At 30.0% G+C, this 21,646-nt stretch carries 19 protein-coding genes and 1 tRNA gene; 16 read left to right on the forward strand and 4 right to left on the reverse strand.

Annotation, left to right across the window (positions count from 1 at the left end):
* Nucleotide 1: 1 nt before the first annotated feature.
* The 11 genes from XO11_RS03155 to XO11_RS03205 all read left to right on the forward strand — a co-directional run bounded on the left by XO11_RS03155 (nucleotide 2) and on the right by XO11_RS03205 (nucleotide 11,739).
* Nucleotides 2–1,843, forward strand: coding sequence for a proton-conducting transporter membrane subunit (locus XO11_RS03155; protein WP_175418153.1), 1,842 nt, complete (start codon nucleotides 2–4; stop codon nucleotides 1,841–1,843).
* Nucleotides 1,840–2,751 carry a respiratory chain complex I subunit 1 family protein gene (locus XO11_RS03160; protein ID WP_014296132.1) on the forward strand — a complete coding sequence of 304 codons (912 nt, stop codon included), beginning with the start codon at nucleotides 1,840–1,842 and terminating at the stop codon, nucleotides 2,749–2,751. The genes XO11_RS03155 and XO11_RS03160 overlap by 4 nt, the downstream gene beginning before the upstream one ends.
* A 38-nt stretch (nucleotides 2,752–2,789) precedes the next feature.
* On the forward strand, nucleotides 2,790–3,335 hold the full coding sequence (nuoB, locus tag XO11_RS03165) for an NADH-quinone oxidoreductase subunit NuoB (RefSeq protein WP_041638792.1): 546 nt from the start codon (nucleotides 2,790–2,792) through the stop codon (nucleotides 3,333–3,335).
* A complete protein-coding gene (locus tag XO11_RS03170) occupies nucleotides 3,319–3,834 on the forward strand; it encodes an NADH-quinone oxidoreductase subunit C (protein WP_014296134.1) in 516 nt (171 codons plus the stop codon). Before nuoB ends, XO11_RS03170 begins: the two co-directional genes overlap by 17 nt.
* A complete protein-coding gene (locus XO11_RS03175) occupies nucleotides 3,831–4,943 on the forward strand; it encodes an NADH-quinone oxidoreductase subunit D (RefSeq protein ID WP_014296135.1) in 1,113 nt (370 codons plus the stop codon). Before XO11_RS03170 ends, XO11_RS03175 begins: the two co-directional genes overlap by 4 nt.
* Nucleotides 4,944–4,956: 13 nt before the next feature.
* The gene (locus XO11_RS03180; protein ID WP_014296136.1) at nucleotides 4,957–6,810 is read left to right on the forward strand and encodes an FAD-dependent oxidoreductase; all 1,854 of its coding nucleotides are present in this window, start codon (nucleotides 4,957–4,959) and stop codon (nucleotides 6,808–6,810) included.
* 114 nt (nucleotides 6,811–6,924) lie between these two features.
* Nucleotides 6,925–8,430 (forward strand): bifunctional ADP-dependent NAD(P)H-hydrate dehydratase/NAD(P)H-hydrate epimerase, encoded by a 1,506-nt coding sequence (locus tag XO11_RS03185; RefSeq protein WP_014296137.1) that lies wholly within the window; start codon nucleotides 6,925–6,927, stop codon nucleotides 8,428–8,430.
* Complete coding sequence (locus XO11_RS03190) at nucleotides 8,423–9,520, forward strand: DNA-directed RNA polymerase subunit sigma-24 (RefSeq protein ID WP_014296138.1); 1,098 nt, start codon at nucleotides 8,423–8,425, stop codon at nucleotides 9,518–9,520. Before XO11_RS03185 ends, XO11_RS03190 begins: the two co-directional genes overlap by 8 nt.
* A complete protein-coding gene (locus XO11_RS03195) occupies nucleotides 9,507–10,160 on the forward strand; it encodes a thiamine diphosphokinase (RefSeq protein ID WP_014296139.1) in 654 nt (217 codons plus the stop codon). The genes XO11_RS03190 and XO11_RS03195 overlap by 14 nt, the downstream gene beginning before the upstream one ends.
* Nucleotides 10,161–10,288: 128 nt before the next feature.
* On the forward strand, nucleotides 10,289–10,711 hold the full coding sequence (locus tag XO11_RS03200) for a MarR family winged helix-turn-helix transcriptional regulator (protein WP_014296140.1): 423 nt from the start codon (nucleotides 10,289–10,291) through the stop codon (nucleotides 10,709–10,711).
* A 26-nt stretch (nucleotides 10,712–10,737) separates the two neighbouring features.
* A complete protein-coding gene (locus XO11_RS03205) occupies nucleotides 10,738–11,739 on the forward strand; it encodes an NAD-dependent epimerase/dehydratase family protein (protein WP_014296141.1) in 1,002 nt (333 codons plus the stop codon).
* A gap of 8 nt (nucleotides 11,740–11,747) precedes the next feature.
* Here the strand turns inward: XO11_RS03205 and XO11_RS03210 are convergent, their stop codons facing one another.
* Genes XO11_RS03210 through XO11_RS03220 form a run of 3 tightly spaced genes read right to left on the reverse strand, consistent with a single transcriptional unit; the run spans nucleotide 11,748 to nucleotide 15,373 of the window.
* A complete protein-coding gene (locus XO11_RS03210; RefSeq protein ID WP_014296142.1) occupies nucleotides 11,748–12,599 on the reverse strand; it encodes a methyl-accepting chemotaxis protein in 852 nt (283 codons plus the stop codon).
* 5 nt (nucleotides 12,600–12,604) lie between these two features.
* A complete protein-coding gene (locus XO11_RS03215) occupies nucleotides 12,605–13,372 on the reverse strand; it encodes an MBL fold metallo-hydrolase (protein WP_175418154.1) in 768 nt (255 codons plus the stop codon).
* Between the two features lie 24 nt (nucleotides 13,373–13,396).
* Nucleotides 13,397–15,373, reverse strand: coding sequence for a hypothetical protein (locus tag XO11_RS03220; RefSeq protein WP_014296144.1), 1,977 nt, complete (start codon nucleotides 15,371–15,373; stop codon nucleotides 13,397–13,399).
* Nucleotides 15,374–15,503: 130 nt separating this feature from the next.
* Between XO11_RS03220 and XO11_RS03225 the strand changes: the two genes are divergently transcribed.
* From XO11_RS03225 to XO11_RS03235, 3 genes are read left to right on the forward strand one after another with little or no spacing between them, the layout of a single operon-like run.
* A complete protein-coding gene (locus XO11_RS03225; RefSeq protein WP_075780372.1) occupies nucleotides 15,504–16,670 on the forward strand; it encodes a chromate transporter in 1,167 nt (388 codons plus the stop codon).
* 19 nt (nucleotides 16,671–16,689) lie between these two features.
* Entirely contained in the window at nucleotides 16,690–16,962 is a 273-nt protein-coding gene (locus XO11_RS03230) for an acylphosphatase (protein WP_014296146.1), read from the forward strand.
* A 13-nt stretch (nucleotides 16,963–16,975) separates the two neighbouring features.
* Nucleotides 16,976–18,196 (forward strand): alkaline phosphatase family protein, encoded by a 1,221-nt coding sequence (locus tag XO11_RS03235; protein ID WP_014296147.1) that lies wholly within the window; start codon nucleotides 16,976–16,978, stop codon nucleotides 18,194–18,196.
* Here the strand turns inward: XO11_RS03235 and XO11_RS03240 are convergent.
* Entirely contained in the window at nucleotides 18,182–19,288 is a 1,107-nt protein-coding gene (locus XO11_RS03240; protein ID WP_175418155.1) for a hypothetical protein, read from the reverse strand. The two genes, XO11_RS03235 and XO11_RS03240, sit on opposite strands and share 15 nt — an antisense overlap.
* 101 nt (nucleotides 19,289–19,389) lie before the next feature.
* Between XO11_RS03240 and XO11_RS03245 the strand changes: the two genes are divergently transcribed.
* Together XO11_RS03245 and XO11_RS03250 are read left to right on the forward strand one after the other, a co-directional pair.
* Nucleotides 19,390–19,465, forward strand: a tRNA-Pro gene (locus XO11_RS03245).
* A gap of 106 nt (nucleotides 19,466–19,571) precedes the next feature.
* Nucleotides 19,572–21,587, forward strand: coding sequence for a hypothetical protein (locus XO11_RS03250; RefSeq protein WP_014296149.1), 2,016 nt, complete (start codon nucleotides 19,572–19,574; stop codon nucleotides 21,585–21,587).
* Nucleotides 21,588–21,646: the final 59 nt, after the last annotated feature.

Here is a 21,646-nt window from a genome sequence, read left to right on the forward strand (position 1 = left end):
CGTGGCTTTAAATACATTAATCTTATTTATATTACTCGGCGGATTGGTTACATATGCAGTTTCAAAGTTCAATGATAAAGCAGGAGCTTATTTAACAATATTAATCTCAGTTGTTGCATTATTTGTTGTATATACATTAAAGGATTCAGCAGGTGAAGTACTTAATGTATTTACATACGGGAATTATTCACTTGATCTTGTAACTTCATCATATGCATGGTTCTTCTCAATTGTAATGGTTATTGTATATGCAATGGTTTCATTCTTTAATCCATACTGGATGGAAAAGGTAATACATCCAGCAGCATATAATCTTTTCTATGTATTATCTTTAGGTGGAACTATAGGTGTATTTTATTCAAAAGACTTTTTAACTTTATTCATCTTCTGGGAATTAGTAGTTTGGTCATCAATGTTTATTATTCCTTTAGGTAAATCCAGAAGAGCTTCAGTTGTATATTATGGAATTAGTACAATAGGTTCATTCTCAATGTTATATGCAATATTATTATTAAATTCAAAATACGGAACATTTGATATCTCAACAACAGTATCAAAAATGGCTGAAGATCCAAACTTTGCAGTTTTATTCTTCTTCTTAATTGTAATGGCTGGTTTAACAAAATTGGGTATTTTCCCATTCCATACATGGTTACCAATTGCACACGGTAATGCTCCACATACATTCTCACCTGTATTGTCAGGTGGTCTTGTAAAAATGGGTGGTTTTGTTGCATTTTTAATGACAGCTGTATTCCCAACATTTAAAGTATTCTCAAATCATTTCCAGATTATGGGTCACCCATTTGAAAATTATATTTTAATGTTACTCGGTGGAATTAGTATAATAATTGGAACATTAATGGCTATAAAACAGGACGATGCAAAGAGATTAATTGCTTACTCAACAGTAAGTAATAGTGGTTATATATTAATAGGTCTTGCATTAACAGATCAAACAGCATTTGCTGGAGGTATGATGCACGTATTTAATCATGCTATGGCTTCAGCAGCAATGTTCCTTGCTTTTGCAGCAATAGCTTACAGAACAGGAACAACAAAGATCTCAGAACTTGGTGGATTAATCAAAAAAATGCCTGTAACATTTGCTGCATATCTTATTGCAATTATTTCATTAGCAGGTATACCACCTATGAGTGGATTTGCATCAAAGTGGTTAATCTTCCAGGGATTAATTAGAAAAGGAAACATGTTCATTGCATTTGCAGCATTCTTTGGAAGTGTTGGATCATTTATGTATGTATTCAGACCATTAGCAGGCGCATTTTTAGGACAATTATCTCCAAAACATGAAGATGTAAAAGAAGTTCCTTTCTTAATGCAAATACCAATGTTGATCATTTCCGGTTTAACATTGTTATATGGTGTATATCCAGGATTAATGCTAAGATATATAGCTAAAATTCAGGAAGTTGTAGGAATTAAACCTATTGTAATTGATGGTTTTAAAGTTATGACTCCAAATGGTATGTGGGATTCATGGATAGTTACATTGGTATTTGGTGCAGGATTTATTGTAGCTACAATACTTTATTTTGTATTGCCAAAATCAAAGTCCGTAGGATTAATGGATACTTATACATCAGCAGAATTTATTCATGATCCAGATTTATATCACTATTCAGCAAATTACTATGCCCCATTTGAAAGATTATATGCAAATCATCCTTCTGTTGAAAAGTTCTATGATGCAATTGCATTAAGGGTAAAAGAACTTGGACAGTTGGTAAGAACATGGTTCTTCAATGAAAATCCAGCATTTACTGTTTTCTGGATTTCAATTGTAATAACTGCAATATTTATGTGGGGTGATAAAATATGACAACATTCTTTATGGCCACAGGGTTAGTATTATTAGCCTTCTTCTGGCAGGTAACCCTTTCAGGTATTCAAAGAAAAGTAGTTGCTAAAATACACATGAGAGTTGGTTCTCCATGGTACCAGAACTTTATTGATTTATTCAAAGCTTTCAGTAAAAGTTCAATTTCACACGGTTTTATATATGATTTCGGTGTTTTAATGGCTTTGGGAGGAACAATAGCAACTTTAATTTTCGTTCCAGCGGGAAATATCGTTGTATTTAAAAATCTCGATAATTTCTTTGTTATTGTATATCTTTTAGCAGTTGGTTCATTGGGTATGGCTATGAGTGCTGTTGGTTCTGGAAACCCATGGGCTTCAATAGGTGTTATGAGAGCTTTAACTCAGATGCTCGGTTATGAATTACCATATATAATGACAGTATTTGGAATTATTTTTGCAAATAAAACTGCATCTATTTCTGCTATTGCAGCAGCACAACAAGGTATGGGCATTTTAGGTTGGAATTTATTTAGAATGCCTTTAGGAACAATAGTTGGATTTATATCATTAATGGGTATGCTTGGTAAAAAACCATATGATACACCTGTTGCACCTGCAGAAATTGCTTCAGGTCCATTGGTAGAATATGGCGGAAAACATCTTGGTATGCTTATGCTTCAACACGACTTTGCAACATTTGTTGAAGTTGGATTATTTGTAAATTTATTCCTTGGTGGTGGAACAATTGTAGAATTTTTAATCAAATATTTTGTAGTATATATTTTTGCAACAATGATTTCTTCAGTAGTAGCAAGGTTTAAAATTGATCAATTAGTTGCATTTTACTATAAAGTACCTCTTGCATTAGCCTTTATTCAAACAGCAATTATAATCTTCACCGGTTTGGGGGTGAGCATATGGCTTTAAATGAAAATGAAAAGATAAATGAAATAGACGTTAATGAAATGGATTGTACTGATACATTAACTTTCTGGGAAAAATTTGGAAATATATTCAGAAGCAAATCAATCTGGATGCTTCACTACTGTACAGGTTGTGGAGCTATGGAATTGCCTCCAACTATGACTTCAAGATTCGATATGGAAAGAATTGGTATGGCACCAATGGCAACACCAAGACAGGCAGATGTATTATTAATTACAGGATATCTAAGTGTAAAAACATTAAGAAGAATTATATATACATATGAACAGATGCAGAATCCAAAATATGTAGTAGGTTTTGGTTCATGTACATTAAATGGTGGAGTATATTACGATTCATATGCAGTTATTTCAAGGCTTGATTACTATATACCTGTAGATTTATATATTGCAGGTTGTATGCCAAGACCAGAAGCTGTAATGAGTGGATTTAAAAAACTAATGGATTTAATTAAAAAGGGTGAAGCTGTAGGATGGAAAAGATATCAAAAATATTATGACTGGTATAAAAAGAATCAGATTCGCGCCCTTGGGGAGGTGTATGTAAAAGATGAATTCCATGAATAATATAATTGAAGATATAAAAGCAAAATTTAATCCAGAATTTCATGAAATACCAAAGAAAAATCAAATATCCTTTGATTTTAAAAGCGATCAAATCCATGCAGTATTATCTTACTTAAAATCAAAAGGCTGGAAGCAATTAACAATGCTTACATGTGTAGACTGGATAAAAGAAAATAAATTCCAGTTAGTATACCTTCTTTTCAACTGGGATGAAGGTATTACAATTCAGGTTAGAACAAAAATAGATAGGGATAAACCTAATTTCAGAACTATAATAGACATCTTCCCTGGAGCAGAATATTACGAAAGAGACGTTCATGAATTCTTTGGTGTAACCTTTGAAGGTAATGAAAATGCAAATAAAGAACTATTCCTCGAATTATGGGATGATATACCACCTATGAGAAAAGATTTTGATCCACTTGCATATTCAAAGAAAAAATTCGATGTAAGAGATTATAAAGTTGATTTTATTCCGAAAGAAGGTGAAGCAGAATGAAAAGACAGGTAAAGTTATTCTTAGGTCCTAACCATCCAGGTATGCATGGTAACTTCAGTGTTCATCTATACGTAGATGGTGATATAGTTGAAAAAGCAAGACCATTACCTGGTATGCTTCATCGTGGATTTGAAAAATTAATGGAAAGAAGACTATGGATGAATAATCTTGCTTTAATACCAAGAATCTGTGTTCCTGAACCAGATATTAATGAAATGGTATATGCTCAGGGTGTTGAAACTCTTGCAAATATAGAAATACCTGAAAGAGCACACTGGATCAGAATGATAATTCTCGAATTAGCAAGAATTGCAAATCACTTAATGGCTTTAGGTGGAATTGGTGGTCCTACAGGATTGTATACAGGTCCTAACTGGGCTACATCAGATAGGGATTTAATACTTGATATGTTTGAAGAAATTACAGGTGCAAGGGTATACCATATGTATATTGTACCTGGCGGAGTTAGAAAAGATCTTCCAAAAGGGCTTGAAATGAAATTAGAAAAATACTTAGATTATTTAGAAAAGAGATTGCCAGAATATGAAGATTTAATTCTTAAAAACCCAATGGTTCAGGCCAGAACAAAAGACAATATAATCCTTCCAGAAGAAGTATGTTGGGAACTTGGTGTAACTGGTATTGGATTAAGGTCTTCATCAGGAAAACCATATGATATAAGAAAAGTTGATCCATATGCAAGATATGATGAAGTTGAATTTGACGTTCCAACAGCAACATATTCTGATGCATATACAAGGTTAACAATAAAATACAAAGAAATACAGCAGAGTATAAGAATATTAAGACAGGTATTGGATAAAATGCCAAAAGAAGGTCCTGTAAGAGTTAGTTTCTCAAGAGGTAGCGCACTAAGATGGAGAGTCCCAAAAGGACAGGTATTCAGCCATATTGAATGTGCTCGTGGAGAATATGGTTATTATATAGTATCAGATGGTTCAAATAAACCATACAGAATTGCGGTTAGAGGAGCATCATATCCACAGGGATTGCTTGGAATTGAAAAATATTTACCAGGAACAAGAATTGATGACGTTGCAATATGGTTAGATACTATGGGCGTATGTGCTCCAGAAATCGATAGGTAGGTGAGGTGAGAAAATGTCTGAAATAAATAAAAGTTTCTTTTCACCAGCAAAGGCTTGGAAATATTTAACAAAGAAACCTGTTTCAATTCCATTAGAAAATATTATTGATAATCCAAGAGAAGCTGCAGATAATTATAGAGGATTTCATACTAATGATTGGCAGACATGTATAGGTTGTGGTACATGTTCAAAGATCTGTCCAGCTGAAGCAATAAAAATGATAAGAATTCCTGAATTACCAGATGAGGAAGGTTCAAAACCAGAAAGACCTGCTTTTGATTATGGTAGATGTACTTTCTGTGGGTTATGTGTTGATATCTGTACCACAGGTTCTTTAAACATGTCAAAAGAATATGTACATCTTTCTCAGGATCCAAACTCATTCTTCTTCTTACCAAAAGAAGATGGTATACATCATATTAAATTCGACAAAGCATATCAGAGAACCGAAGAATCAGAATTACTTGATCTCGAAAGAGTTCCAATGGAAATACTTGATGCAGATACAAGAAAGAAATCTTTCTTAGAAGTTGTAAAAGGATTCTCAAAACAACAGGCAATAGAAGAAGCTGCAAGATGTGTGGATTGTGGTATATGTACAAAAACATGTCCTGCACATATGGATATTCCAGATTACATAAGAACAGTATATGATGACAATGTAGAAGAAGGTATGAGATGGTTATATAAAACAAACCCATTACCTTTAGTTTGTGGTAAAATGTGTACTCATAGATGTGAAACTGCATGTACTATTGGTCATAGAGGTGAAGCAGTTTCAATAAGATGGTTAAAGAGATATATTGTAGATCAGATTCCTGCAGAAGAATATGATAGAGTATTACAGCACAAACAGCAGATAATCAAGAAAGTTGACAAAAAAATCGCTGTTGTTGGTGGAGGTCCTGCAGGTTTATCAGCAGCTTATTATCTTGTACTTATGGGATATGAAGTTACAGTATTTGAAGCAGAAAAGAGACCTGGTGGTGTTTTAAATTACGGTGCACCTACCTACAGATTGCCTCTTGAATCATTTGAAAAAGACTGGAAATACATTGAATCACTTGGTGTAGAATTTAGATTAAATACAAAAGTTGGCGTAGATGTAACTCTTGAAGAATTAAAGGATAACTATGATGCTGTATTCCTTTCATCAGGTTTTGTTCTTGGAAGATCAACAGGAGTACCTGGAACAGATCATCCAATGGTAAAACAGGCAATGGTAATATTGAAAGATATGAAATACTATCTCACTGGCGATGGACCAAAACCATATATTCCAAAGAAACTGGTGGTAATTGGTGGAGGTAACGTTGCAATGGACGTTGCCAGAACAATGGTAAGATTACAGAACATAGAATATGGAAAATCAGAAGTGCATGTTGTAAGTTTGGAAAGAACTTTAGATGAAATGCCAGCTGATTGGGATGAAAAACATGAAGGTGGAGAAGAAGGCGTAATCTTCCATCCAGGTTGGGGTCCAATTGAAATAGTAACAGACGGAGACAAAATTAAAAAGGCAAGATTTAAGAAAGTATTATCTATCTTTGATGAAAATAGAAGATTCAATCCAAAATATGATGAATCACAGATTCTTGAATTAGAAGCTGACATGGTAGTTGAATCAATAGGTCAAATGCCTGATTATTCATACTTACCAGAAGAAATCAAAGAAAAAATTGAAATAGTAAGAGGAAGAATTAAAACAGATGAATATAACCAGGTTGTAGGTGTTCCATGGTTATTCGCAGGTGGAGACATTGTTCATGGTCCTGATATTATCCACGGTATAGCAGATGGTCATAAAGCTGCTCAGGGAATAGATTTCTATTTAACTGGTTATAACAAAGACAAAAAAGAACAATAAAAACATTTGTTTAAAAACCCGGGAATTAAATTTCCCGGGTTTTTTTTAGTCTTTATTATGTGGTAAAATTAAATTGAGACCTAAATTATACCATCCAAAAAGGGGGCTTTTTCTATGCATGTTTTAACCTCAACTGAAATGAAAGAAATTGATAAAAAAACTTCAACAGATTTTGGAATCACAGAAGAAGTATTAATGGAACAGGCTGCCATGGCCATTGTTGGTGAAATTCAAAAAGACTTTAATAAAAATTCCCATTTATTATTTATGGTTGGAACTGGAAATAACGGTGGAGATGCTTTAGCTGCAGCAAGGATTCTACACAATGAAGGATATGAAAACATAGAGGTATGTATTATAGGTGATGAAAATAAAGGTAGTAGATTATTTAAAAAGCAATTAAACACTTTAAAACAATTTGGATTCTTAGACTTTTTTGAATTTAATGTTGATTTCAAAAATCATGTTAGCACTGCAGATTGTATAATTGACGGTTTAATTGGTATTGGTTTAAATGGAAATACAAATGATTTAATTAAAGGCGTTATTGATATAATAAACACATTTAAACGTGGAAAGGTATTATCTGTGGATATTCCTTCCGGGATTAATGCAAATACTGGAGAAATAATGGGAAACGCTATTTTAGCCGATAAAACTATTACTTTTGGCAGTGTTAAATTGGGACATATATTCTTCCCAGGCAGAGAATATTCCGGAACTATAAAAGTAGCTCCGCTTTCTTTTCCAAAAAGTTTATTCAATATTTCCCATAGGGAATTAGTAACACCAGAAATGGTAAAAAAATTACTTCCCAAAAGACCTAAATTTTCTCAAAAATATGACTATGGAAATGTATTAATTTTAGCCGGTTCTTCTGAATTTCCTGGTGCATCTATTTTATCTGCAATTGGAGCTCAAAAAGTTGGAGCTGGACTTGTTAAATTAATTACTCCTACACCATTATCTTCATATGTATTAAATCATGAACCGGGAATTATATATAAATCATTAATGAAAGACAAATTCTCTTTAAAAGATTTTGACTTAATCTCTAAAGAACTCAAAAAAGCTTCTGTTATTGTTATAGGACCTGGTCTTGGACGCTCTGATGAAACCATGCAATTTGTAAGAAATGTAGTTGAATATTCAAGAGTACCTATTGTCGTTGATGCTGATGCATTATATGCAGTTGATTCATTAAGTTTAAGAAAAAATATAGTATTAACTCCTCATGTTGGTGAAATGAAAAGAATTGTAAGAACAGATGAAATTAATATAAGACAGAATTACGAATACACAGAAAAGTTTGCAAAACATAAAAGAGCCACTATAGTATTTAAAGATGCTACAACAATTATTACTAACGGCGAACGAACATATTTCAACATTACAGGTAATACAGCTTTAGCAAAAGGCGGAAGTGGTGATCTCTTAACGGGTATTATTGCAGGTTTGGTTTCTCAAGGACTTGATGTAATGGAGGCAAGTATTGTTGCTTCTTATCTTTCTGGAAGAACAGCAGAAATTATAAGCGATGAGATTACTGAATATTATGCAACACCTCTTGATATTGCAAAAAATCTATATAAAGCTATATCGGAGGTACTGAATGTATAAAAGCAAATTATTGCAAAAACTTGGCCAAAAACAATTATTAACTCAAAAACAAATTCAAGCTTTACACATAATACAGATGCCTTTATCAAAATTAGAAGAAGAGGTAAATAATCTGATTCTTGAAAATGTATTTTTAAAAATTGAAAAAAACGATATGGAATTATATAGTCTCGATCGTATGGAATATATAACAGAACAAATAAGCGAAAAAATAAGTTATATTGAAAAAATTAAACCTATATTTCTTGCAATTATACCAGATCATTTAGAAAAGGCTGGAGAAGAAATTCTTAATTATATAGACAACAAAGGCATTTTATCCGTTACGAAAAAAGAACTTTTTAAAAAACTTAAAATATCTAAAAAAGATTTAAATTTATTATTGTATACACTAAAGGAATTAGGTCCAACAGGTTTTGCAGAAGAATCATTGGAAAAAGCCATTGAATTACGAAAAAAAAGCGGTGAAATGGGATTGCCGTTATCTTCTCTGGAAAATCTGGACAATATTTCATATATTAATTCATCTCCAGATATTATTTTCTATAAGAAGGGAAATAAAATAATCTGGGAAATAAATATACCTGAACTTCCAGAAGTTGACGAAATATATTTAAATAATCTAAAAAAATTAAATGACAGAAAAACCCAAAAATATATTGAAAAAGAAATGGAAAAACTTTCTTTATTAAAAAGCTCATTGAAAAAAAGAAAAGAATACATGGAAATACTGGCACAATTTATTATTGATACAAATAATGAATTTTTATTAAAAAATATTAATCCCAGGAAATTTGGAATACGTGAAGTTGCAAATCATCTAAATATTTCACCTTCCACAATGAGTAGAATTGTTTCAACGAAATATTTTATGAATACAAATAATATTATATTCCCTTTTTCTGTTATATTTAATACAAAAGACTCCCAGAAAAACACCAGAAAAATTATATTCGATTTTATAAAAAAACATATGAATCTTTCTGATAGCAAAATATCATCATTATTAAATTCGGAATTAAATATAAAAGTTTCAAGAAGAACAATAAATAAATACAAAAATCTAATAAAAAGAGGTGAAGATAATTAACGCATTTATAATTTCAGGTGGAGAACAAAAAAGTGATTTAAGTTATTATAAAAGATTAATAGACAATTCGGATATATTAATAGCTGTAGATAAAGGCATTGAAATATTTCAAAAACTCCATATTGAACCTGATTATTTAATCGGAGATCTTGATTCTGCATCTCAGGAAAGCATAGAATGGGCTGAATCAAATGGTGTTGAAATAATAAAATATTTGCCAGAAAAGGATTTTACTGATATTGATCTCGCTTTTAAATTTGCTATTGAAAAAGGTGCTGATAATATTTTTGTTTCAGCGTTTCTCGGTGAACGTCTTGACCATATATTAGGAGCTTTATTCTTATTATCAAAATACAGGGATATTGGTATTATTTTTGAAGAAGAATTTATCGAAATATCCAGAATATCCAAAAAATTCTCAAAAACAGTTTCTATTGGAGAAACATGGTCTATTCTTTCACTTACTGAAAAAAGCAATAATATTACTTTAAAAGGTTTTAAATATCCTTTAGAAAATGGAATATTATACTTTAATAATCCCATAGGAATAAGCAATATAACAGAAAATGAAAAAATTGAAATTACATATAGCAATGGAATCCTAATATATATTCGCTGGAAAACAAAAGATATAAAATAAAAGATTTTATAGGGCATTTGTAAAATGCCCTATTTTTTATTTTTAAATTATTAAATTTTTGAACTATTTTAAAATTTAATAGTCTAAATAATTGATTATAAAAAATTACAACTATAGAGGTGATTAATATGCAACTTTCAGAAAAGGATATTTTAAATATGTTATTTGATCTTATGTCCAATTTCACAAAAATAATATCAAATTTTTCAGAAGCAGAAAAATTAAGAACTATAGAATTTTATATAATTGTTTTTCTTGGACTAAAAGGACCTCAAAAAATGGCAAAGATAGCTGAAATATTCAGCACAACCAAAAGCAACGTTACAAATATTATAGACAGTCTTGAAGAAAGGGAATATGTTATAAGAAACAGATCAAAAGACGACAGAAGGGTTATACTAATAGAATTAACAGAAAAAGGGAAAAATGTTTTTAATGAAACAACAGAAAATTTCAAATTAATTTTCGAAGATTTTATGAAAAAAGTATCTAAAGAAGATTTTGAAATCATTGAAAAAGGATTTGAAAAAATAATAAGTTTATACAGATAGTTTTTAAACTTATGGAGGGGGATTTTATGATTTTAATTACAGGAGCCACCGGGCATATTGGAAATGTACTGGTAAAAAAATTATATGAAACGGGAGAAAAAATACGTATCTTCGTTTTACCGGATGAAGATATAAGTATTTTTAATAACATGGATATGGACATTGTCTATGGAGATATTAGAAATAAAGATGATGTGCTAAAAGCAACAGAAGGAGTCAACAAAATATTTCATCTTGCTGCAATAATTTCCATTTTACCCTGGAAAAATGAAAAGGTATACTCAGTAAATATAGGCGGTGTGGAAAATATTTTAAATGCTATGAAATTTCATAATATCAAAGACCTGATTTATGTAAGTTCTGTTCATGCATTTGCAGAAATAGAACGTGGAGCTACGATAGACGAAGAAACACCCATTTCGCCTAAATTAACCACAGGAGCATATGGAAAGTCAAAGGCTATCGCTACGCAAAAGGTTATTGAAGCAGGTGAAAAAGGAGAAATTAATTATAAAATATTATTCCCAAGTGGCGTTATTGGACCATATGATTATAAGCTTTCAGAAATAGGAAAAGTAATAAAAGACTTTTTAGATGGAAAAATTAGATATTGTGTTGATGGGGTATTTGACTTTGTAGATGTTAGGGATGTAGTTGATGGGATTATTGCTGCATCAAAGCTCAATAAAAAAAATGAAAAATTTATTCTAAGTGGTGAAAATATAAGCATGAGAAGATTTTTTAAATATCTAAACTCTATTACGGAGAAAAATGAAAAAATTAAATTTATCTCCCCTGTGAATTCTTACATTATTTCATACGGAAGTGTTTTGCATCATCTATTTTCCAATAAAAACCTCATTTTTAGCCCTTATACAGTTCATACATTAACTGGATATTATAAATTTTCCAGTGAAAAAGCAAAAAAAATTCTACATTATAATCCTCGAAGTATATATACTTCACTGAAAGATACAATAAACTGGATAAATAATTATTATATATTGAAAAACAAAGTGGCTCTCTAAGAGAGCCACTATATTTTTATATCTTTTATCTTTTTTTGCATCATTAAAACATTTTTTATAACTGAGTTTAGCATAGAGATAGTATTTATAAGATCCATAATATCTTCTTTTGACATATTAAGATTTCCTATATTATCCTCCAATATTAATGTATTGGATTGAAGATTATTAACCAGCTCTTCTAAAAATCTCTCATTTTTTTCAAGAATTTCAAGAGAACCTTCGGTAACCCCTGCTACCACACCAAACAATTCTGCAATATAATTAATCTTTTCCAAAACATTCTTTATCTCCTGAGAAAGATAATTAATCTTCTCATTTATCTGTTTGGCACTTTCATTTGTTTCCTGCGATAATTTCTGAATTTCTTCTGCAACCACTGCAAAACCTCTTCCATGTTCTTTTGCCTTTGCAGCTTCAATTGAGGCATTAATAGATAACATATTTGTTTTTCTGGCAATTTTATTTATATTCTTTGTTATTTCCATTACTTCATCAAAACTGCTTAATGCCTCTGATACCATATTTATAGATTCATTTACATCTGTTTTTACCTGTTCAAGGTTTCCACCTATATTCTTTAACTTTTCTATTATACTCTGATTCAGTTTAGATATTTCCTCTTTTTCATCGAAACTGCGTTTAGACATTTCTTCAATCTCATGAGCAATATGATTGGTATTTTCAATTGTTTCTATAATCTTATTACCAACCTGCTCAGTTACATCCTTTGCTGTTTCAAATCTGTCTCCCAATACCTCGTCAAGGTTTTCTATAAATGATGTTAAAACATTTTCATGATATATTCCCTGGGCTAATTTTTCAATTGTATTTTTTAAGGATCTATTGTTATCCGACATAACTATCACATCCCGTATATATCATCTATTAAATCTACCCCACATTTTAAATTTTTAAACCAATCAAGGAATTGCTCATATTCCCTCTTTTTAAATAATAATCCGTGTTGAGGTGTCATCATTTCTACATCAAGTTTTGATACAATGGACACCCATTTTTTTGCTGCAATATTTGAAGCCATGTATCTTTGATGGAAGCCTACCATATGTTTTGAGTAGTCGTCAAAATTCTCTACAAAATACTTACTTTCAGACGGCTGAACAACTCCAACACCAATATCTCCAGAAAATAATATTTTTGCAATAGGATCATATACTATAAAATTACCAAGAGAATGCAAGAAATGAGCAGGTATTATATCAAGATGAGCTCCATCTGGAAATTCAATTTTACCCCCTTTATCTTCTAAAGGCACCAGAGACGATGAATCAAAAACACCAAAATGAGGTAAAAATCTTTCCCACAATGCTGAAACATAAAATCTTGCATTATTTAATGTAGAGCTCCACAACGCTATACCAGAGGATACATCTGGATCCTGATGTGAATAAAATACACCTATAATATCATCTGTATCAATATATTCTGATACATTTGCCAGCACCCTTGGAAAAACATGAACTCCTCCAGGATCAAGCAAAATACCTTTTCCCTTGTGAATTATTAAAAACTGATTTGTAAATATCCCTTCAAGGTTATTCTTTTCTACTCCAAGATATATATATTTGTGGTCATCATTTTCAAATAACACTATAGCTTTTGAGTTATCCATTGTTATACCCCCTCAAACTAATTATTAATTTATATTACCAAATGTCATCCAGAAAATCTTTTTTACAAATACAGGATTACCAGGATTTGTAATATTAAATATCATTAAACCATTTTTCCCATCTGCTACATATAGGTAATCATCCTTTACAAATAAATCCTTTACTATTCCAGGTGTATTAACTCTGGAAATTATATTACCATTTACTGTATCAAAAATAACAAATCCATTTTCACCTAATGCTGCAAACCCTATATTATTAAAGATTCTAACTTTATTCACACCCTGATTATTAAAAGAAAATACCTTCTCAATTGATACATTTTCAGGATTTGAAATGTTTATTTTATAAACGCCTGGATTACCAGCTGGAATAACTGTTGAATTTGACAATTTATATTTCCAGTCAACAGCCACATATGCATAATCTCCTGAAACTTCTATATCTTTTGCAAAACCATTTATTCTAAATTTTGGTTTTACTCTTTCAGCTGCTTTACCATCAAACTTAAATACTTCAAATCCAACATCATCTGTTGCAAGGAATATATAATCATTTACTTTAGCAACATCCATGCTTCTTCCTGTTACTCTGTTAATTGATAAAATCTGAGGTTTCTCTTTATTTGTTATATCAAGAATTACAAGATCTTTATATCCATCTGCTATAAATGCTTTATTTCCTTCAATGATAAAATTATTTGTATAGCCAAGAATTACATTGTTATTTTCTTTAACGTCTATATAATTGGATAATACTTTAGGTTCCTTTAAATTTGAAATGTCAAAAATTGTAAAACCATTTTGTCTATCTGCAATATAAGCATAATTATATTTTGAAAATACATTTACTGCATCATTTAATGTTTTTTCAAGACGTCGAGGCAAAAATTTAAGGTTTAACGTCTTCTTCGATGAAATTTCAACAGGATTTTCAGGATTGCTTATATCAAAGATAATCAAACCATCTTTTTTATCTGATGCATAAAGATAATTACCTGATACATAAAGCCCTTGAAGGTCTGTATGATTATTATATATCTTCACAAGTTCAGGCTTTGCAGGATTGGAAAGGCTATATACTTCAAGACCACCCCAGTTATCTGTAACTACTAAAAAGTCATTATCAACAATTTTAAGATCTATAGGTGTATCAAGTGTATAATGCCTATATATAGGTTGAATTTTATCTTTCTTATTTTTATTAACTGCTGGACTGTTTATATCGTTTAGATTGTATACTTCAAGACCATACCATCTGTCAGTAACGTATAAATAATTTCCATGTTTTAATATTGCATTAGCTCCTCCACCTGTATCAACACTCTTTACTAAAAATGGTAACAATTTAAAGGATATATCAAATATTGAAATACCACTTGCACCATCAAGAGTATACAAGTGCTCACCATCTATATAGATCTTTTGAACATCTCCACCTGTTTTTAAATGCCTCATATATTTATATATACCATTACTCTTTGAATATATTGCCAACCCTTTTATTCCATCAGCAACATATAAATAATTTCCTGCAAATGCAAAATCATATGTTTCACCAATTGAATTTATTCTTAATTCTTTAACCACTTTATTTTCTTTTATTTCAAAAGGTATAATCTCATTTTTATATACAGAAACATATATTTTTCCATTATACTCCTTAATTTGTGTTGGATAATCCTTTAAAGAAAATACTTCTGAATTTCCATTGGTTAAATTAATAAAATAAACTTTTCCGGATTTTAACCCAATGATTATATATTCGTCATTTTTATAAAACGTAGTTACTTTAGAATCAAAGAAAACAGGAATATTTTTTGACTTTATAATACTTGGGTATGAAGCTATTAATTGTGGAGCCATTGGATTTTCAAAGTTTATTACACTTACCCCTTCTTCAAAACTGTTTATAAACAGCGGTTTTGTTGGATTTGCTATTACCAGTATAGATAATAATAGCATTAACGCCATTGAGAATGTTAGTTTTTTTATTTTCACTAAACTTCCCCCTTTCAAAATTTTTATTTCTTATTATATAGTATACCAGAAAAAAGCTAAAATTTGACGATTTTATTTTAAAAATGGTAAAATACTATGGCAAAATATATATTAATTTCAGGAGGTATTTATGAAAAAACATCACAAAGAGATTTTAGAATGGATGAAAATCACATTATATCTTGGAATAATTGGTTTTGGTGGTTTTTCTGTTTTAGCTTATGTAAAAAAACTTCTTGTTGAAGAAAAAAAATATATCACACAAAAATTTTATTTAAATGCAGTTGCTTCTATCTCTCCTTTACCAGGAGCTATGGCCGTGAACATGATAACTTTTGTTGGAGCTGAGTTATACGGTTTCTGGGGCGCAATACTTGGTGTAATAACCTTTATAACCCCCTCATTTCTTTTAATGATTTTACTTGCAAAATGGTATATAAAATACGGAAATACACCATATATTGAATTTCTAACAAATATGTTTATTCCTTTAATTCTTGTATTTATTACCAATGCACTTTTTAAAATCTCTAAAGGTGTTTTTAAAGAAAAAATCTCATATGTTTTCACCATCTCAGCATTTTTAATGTTATTGTTTTTAAAGATAAATGTTATATACGTAATCTTATTATTTGGATTATTGGGTATGATTTTAAATAAAGAAGAAGGACATGTAGAAGATATTCATTTAAGACGTGTCCCAAAAAGCAATAAACTATATGTGACTTTGTTTTTAATTTCCATTGCATTAATAAGCATATATGTATTTTATAAAAATCCATTTATATTTAAAATGTTCTATAATTTTTTCCTTTTAGGTGCAACAGGATTTGGAAGTGGTTACTCTGTAATAGCTGTCATGGACGAATTAATTGTTAGGAAATTACAATGGCTAAATGTAAAGGAATTCACAACAGCTCTAATTGTTGGACAAATAACTCCAGGACCTGTAATGATTACAGCAACTTTTGTCAGTTATTATTTAAAAGGCTTTCTTGGAGCGTTATATGGAACATTAGGAATTTTTCTAACTCCCATGACATTGGCGTTTGTTTTAAGCAAATATCAATCAAAAATCCGTGATAAAAAATGGTTTGTTGGATTTGTAAAAGGAGTTAATCCTGCTTTAGTTGCAATTTTATTGAGGCTTATAGTAAAATATTCTATGATATTACCTTTAAATATATTTTCTATTTTAATATTAATATCGTCTATAATCTTTATTATTAAATTAAACAAACCTCTTTATGCTGTTTTTAGTACCATCGCTCTGGGAACCATAGCTTATTTTATTTAAATTCCAAGGAGGTATTAAAGTGATAGCTAAAAAATTCAAAGTATATGGAAGAGTGCAGGGTGTTGGATTTCGATGGTTTGTAAATCACACAGCAGAATCGTTAGGCATAAAAGGCTATGTAATGAACATGCCAGATGGAAGCGTTGAAATTATTGCTGAAGGAACTTCAGAAGAATCATTAGAAACCTTCAAAGACTATATAATTAAAGGAAACGGCTTTTCCGATGTAGAAGATATAGAAGAAGAAAACATTCCTGTTGAAAATTACCCTGATTTTTCAATAAAATATTAAAAAGGAGACTATTATGTGGAGAGATATTTTAAAGGAAATATACAATAATAAAATAGAAGGTTTAGGCATTTTGCCTCATTATAATAATTATTCAATAGTTAATATTTCAAATTGGATTATTAAAAATTTTGACGGAAAACCTTTTCACAAACCTTATCCTATACCAATTTCACCAAAAAAACACGTAATTTTAATTTTAATTGACGCTATGAGTTATGATACCTTTAAACTGGTATTAAAAGAAAAAAAGCATGAACTTTCTTTAATTAATAAAAGCCATTTTTTTCCTGCAACTTCTGTTTTTCCATCAACAACAGCAAACGCCATAACCTCCATTGTCACAGGCAAAACACCTGCTGAACACGGTATTTTAGGATATATTTTATACTTTAAAGAATTGGGTTCTTTGGTAAATATGATTGATTTTTCTCCTTTATATGGTGGAAATAGCGTATATGAACCATATTTCATAAACAATTTGCTTAATGTTTCAACTATATATGAAGAGTTAAATAAATTAGGCGTTAAAACCTTTACACATACACATTCAGATATAGTCGGTAGTGGATTAAGTAAAATTCATAATAAAGGAAGCAACATAAAAGGATATAAATCGCCTATTGAATTATTTGGGATGATATATGATAAGTTACAGGAATACAGAAAAAACAACGATACTTCGTTTCAATTTGCATATTATGCATATGTGGATAGTATTGGACATAAATATGGAGCAAGAGATCATAAATATAAATCACAAATTTTCTGGTTTTTGAAAATGCTTCAAGAAGAGTTGCTAAAAAAATTATCTCCAGAAATAAGAGAGGATACTGTTATATTAATAACTGCAGATCATGGAATGCTAGAATCTCCCTTACAAAAAGAAATAAGATTCTCCAACGAAGATGAAATTTCCAATTATTTATGGGCTCCACCTGGTGGAGAAATGCGAATGATGTATTTTTATACCAAAAGCAAAAAAGAATTTATGGAATATTTTAATTCAAATTATAAAGATTATGGAAATCTTTTATCTATTGAAGAAAGCGAAAAAATTAATCTTTTTGGCGGTTCTCTTAATAATGATTTTAAAAAAAGAATTGGTGATTTTACAATGATTGCTAAAGATAATTATAGCTTTGTTTTTAAATATGGAAATTCTTTTGTTCATCTAAAAGGGAAACACGGTGGTTTATCGTATAGAGAAATGATAGTTCCTCTAATTGCTTTTTAAACTGAATTTAAAAGCTATTATAAAAACCATAGAAATAATCATAATAAAAACAAACATATATCTTTCTATTTGAGGATATAAAAGATATGAAACAAATGAAGCAAATAATCCACCAAAAATACTCATATGAAAGGCATACAAATAATTTTCCACATCGTCTTTTATACTTTCAAATTGAGAAATAAAACTCCATGAGATACTCTGAAAAACAAAAATCAAAAAGGTTACAAGTATTATAAGCAATTTATCAGATGTATAAAATCCTATAATAGAAAAAAAGATAAGCAAAAGATTCAACGTAATAATAATCTTAAAGACGCTAAAAAAACGAAATATATACTTTGAAAGTTTTATACCTATTAATAATAATACTGTCAATATAAAAATATGAAGATTTGTTAGATACAAATCAGAAAACACATTAAAATATATTAATTTTATATTGGAAATTAATATATAAAAATCAAAGCCGGACAAAAAGAAAAAGAAATTTAAACATATTTTACATTCTTTATTGTTATCAAAATAGCTAATATTTGTATCAAGATACTTATTAAATGGAAATAACAAAAAACCAGAAAAAAGAACTAAAAATCCTGCGCTCCAACCCAGTTGCGGAACAACAATTAAGTTTATCATTGCAGCAAACACATATCCAAGAACAAGTCCAAGTGTTCCAAAATAAAATTTTATTTTTGAATACTCAGATAAAAATGATGTTTTTATTCTGACATAAATCCAGAAAACTCCCAATCCCATACCTGCTAAAAATCTTAAAAATAGAAAATAATCGTAATCAGGAGCTAAAAAAGAAAATGCATTTAATAACACAACCAGTGTAAAAAAGAACCTTCTAACTACTTTATTCATATTTAAAATAATTCTAAACAGCAAAATTCCAAAATTAAAACCAAAAAAAGTAGTAAAATTAATTACATAAAATTTTTTCATTTCAATATTATACTCACCAAGGATCTCAAAAGATATGAAGTTAGGCAATACTAGACTATAAGATATATATAGCATAGAAAAAAATATAAAAGCCAGAGATATATTTAATTTAGAATTCAAAAATATATTCTTATTTTCCATTTTACCTCCTCCTTTTGAATAATTATACCAGAATTTTAAATCTTTTAAACCTTCTATTATTGACTCATTTAATAAAATATGTTATAATTATGTGCGGATTTCGGGGCGTGGCGCAGATGGGAGCGCGTTTGCATGGGGCGCAAAAGGTCGCTGGTTCAAGTCCAGTCGCCCCGACCATAGAACTCCGGTAGTAAATACTGCCGGAGTTCTTATTTTTTAGGGAATAATCAGTTGTTTATAGAATAATTCATTGAAAAAAAATTAAAATCCAGGGGTGAGGAACTTGAAACTAAAATTGATTATAGCTGCCGCTTCAGCATTTGTAATATTGATGACCGCAATTGTTGTTATTCCTATAATAATGAAAAACGAACCACCATCTATACCTGAATTATTCACACCAAAAAACGGATCCATTGATCTGCCTGTAAATATTGTTTTTTCATGGGCCGGGAATGATCCTGATGGTGATTCCTTAAAATATGATTTATATTTATCAACAGAAAAGGATAATCTCACACCCATTGCAACAGATTTAGTTGAAACTTCATTCTCCAGAGTATTAAATTATAACAAAACATATTATTGGAAAGTTGTTGCAAAAGATAAAAAAGATTCCACAGAAAGTGATATATGGTTTTTTTCAACAGAAAATTCTATTCCTTTAAAACCATATAATCCCACACCAAAAGATGGAAGTTCTAATGTTCCTGTGATTACCACTTTATCCTGGCAATGCGAAGATCTTGATGGGGATAAAATATATTATGACGTATATCTTGGCAGATCAATTGATACTTTAAAACTTTTAGCTTCAAACACTACAGAAAATTCTTTAGAAGTTAACTTAAAAGAAGATGCAAGATATTACTGGAAGGTTGTCGCCAAAGATGAACATGGCGGAATTACCTATGGGGAAGTATGGGCTTTCCAGACAAAATCTTTAAAAGAATTAGGAACACCTTTCAACCCAAAACCAACAAATAACGCAACTAATATAGAAACAAATGTAAAATTAGAATGGCAATACGCAGGTAAAGAAGCTTTATTTGACGTTTATATGGGATTAAACCCAGACGATTTTACACCAGTAGCTCAAAACTTAGGATACCAATTCTATGAATTATCTTTAGATCCAGGAAAAACATATTACTGGAAAGTTATTGCAAAATCTGATAATGAAGAAAAAGAAAGCTCTATCTGGAATTTTACAACCAAACCTCTGGAAAACTCTGAAATAATTACCGAAAACGCTACAGAAACACAAAGTGAAGAAGATATTACCATTGAAAGCACCACTATTATAACCAATGAACCCACCTCTACATTAGAAGTAATAGAAACAACAGAAGCAACAGAAAAATTAGAAACTATTCCACAAAAAGAAATACAAAAAGAAATAATTGAAAAGAAATATATTCATACAACAGGTAGCGGAATGGGAATGTTTATTATAGATGTAACAGATCCTAAAAATCCAAAAATTATAAATCATGTTTATACAGAAGGCTGGGCTGTAGGACTTTATGTAAAAGAAACACATGCATATATAGCAGATTGGATAAATGGTTTTGTTGTTGCAGATATCACCGATTTAAAACATCCGAAAAAAGTTGCTAAACTAAAAACCTTTGGAAAGGTATATTCAATATTTGTAAAAGGAGATATTGCATATATTCTTGAAGGAAACTCTGGAATGGAAGTTGTAAAAATAAATAAAGATTATTCTTTAGAATCATTAAGTTATCTCGATTTAAAAGGAACTTCTGGAAGAATTTTTGTAGAGGATAATTATGCATATATTTCAATGGGATATGATGGATTTGTAATTGTTGATGTTTCTGATCCAAGAATCCCCAAATTAGTAAGCTTCTTTGACGCTGATGGTTTTGCATATAATATTGTAGTTCATAATAACATAGCTTATCTTGCTGATGGCGATCACGGGTTAAAGATTATAAATGTAAAAGATAAAATACATCCAAAATTAATTTCAAAACTAACTATAAAATCAGAATGGGGAAGAGTATTTTATGATAATAACATTGTATTCTATGCCAAAGGAGAAAAAGGGTTTGCTTTAATAGATGTATCCAATCCTGAAAAACCTGTATTATTATCTCAAATAGACACAAAAGGATTCTGCTATGGAGGATATATTTATAAAAATTATTTATACGTTGCAGACGGAGAAAATGGATTATTAATTTATGATATTTCAGATCCTGAAAAACCTGTATTTTTATCTCATCTTGGTAATTTATATCTTCAAAACGTAATATTGGAAATCAGAAAATAAATTATATTAAACTTTTTGAACAAAATAAAAAATTAAAAGTCTAATAATAAGGAATAAAC

Source organism: Marinitoga sp. 1138 (assembly GCF_013363265.1).
Lineage (GTDB): Bacteria > Thermotogota > Thermotogae > Petrotogales > Petrotogaceae > Marinitoga > Marinitoga piezophila.